General features: G+C 50.2%; 1 pseudogene. It reads right to left on the bottom strand.

What is annotated here, in order from left to right:
* Window positions 1-347 precede the first annotated feature (347 nt).
* Window positions 348-1,058, bottom strand: a pseudogene (locus Q4P78_RS09350) (MFS transporter); the annotation flags it as partial.

Below are 1,058 nucleotides of genomic sequence, written 5' to 3'. Positions count from 1 at the left end.
TTCAATAAACTCCCTTCTTCAGGTTTCAGCAAAACCTTAACTCCTACAAAGTTCGTCTACGGGATGAGCGAGGAGCCTACACCCGCCAGGCATAGCACCTAATGCCATGCCTGGCACTAGACGAGCACTTCCATCCGCTTTGCCGGGTCGATGTGCCGTAATAGCTCAAAGTCCAGGACAACATATCGAATTCCTTACTGCACGGAGAAGAACCCTCAGGGGTTCTCAATATTACTAACTGGCACACTCTGAAGTACTAACTCAACGCAATCACTAAAATTGCAGAGCCAGCGCCTGGCAATAAGTATCAGGGATGTCTTCGTGCCTTCTTACCATACTTGCCTCCATTATACATATGCAACATCATCACCATTGGTATTTTGATCGCCAAATCGCGAATCTTCCCTCATAAGAATCAGGACAATCGCAGCCGTTATGATTGCAATCACCAACATTCCACCTAGCACAATGTGGAGCGCACTGGTAAACGCCTGAGACAGTGCGGCAGTAAGTACATTATCTCCTTCGGCAAGTTCCGCAATATTACCACCGAGAACCTGATTTGCAGCCCGATTGGCACTTCTACCCTGCAGTGCAGCAGAACCACGGAGTTCGTTCTGCACGAGTCCGACAAGTAACGTTCCGATTACAGCTACTCCGATCGTCTCGCCCGCCAAGCGAGAAGTGTTAAACATTCCGGCGGCTGTGCCCGCACGCTCAGGCGACACCGAACCAACTGCAGCACCATCAAGAATACCCGCAGAAAGTCCCATTCCAGCACCAATCAGCAACAATCCGGGCGCTATTGAAACGACGGACGTCTTTGGGTCAATAACAAGTAATGCACCTGCGCCGACACCCACTAAAAGCATCGAAATGGCTAATAGCCAACGAGCGGTTGCACCGCGACCCAGCAATTGACCAGCTACCGACGGAACTAATACCACTGGAACGGTCATAACTACCATTATCCAGCCCACAACACCAGAATTAAAGCCGTAGGCAGCTGTGAAATAGATCGGCAGATAGACCAGCAACGCAACAAACGAGAACGCGAG

It is taken from the genome of Rothia sp. (in: high G+C Gram-positive bacteria), from assembly GCF_030540545.1.
Lineage (GTDB): Bacteria > Actinomycetota > Actinomycetes > Actinomycetales > Micrococcaceae > Rothia.
This window is presented reverse-complemented; position numbering and strand designations above follow the sequence as displayed.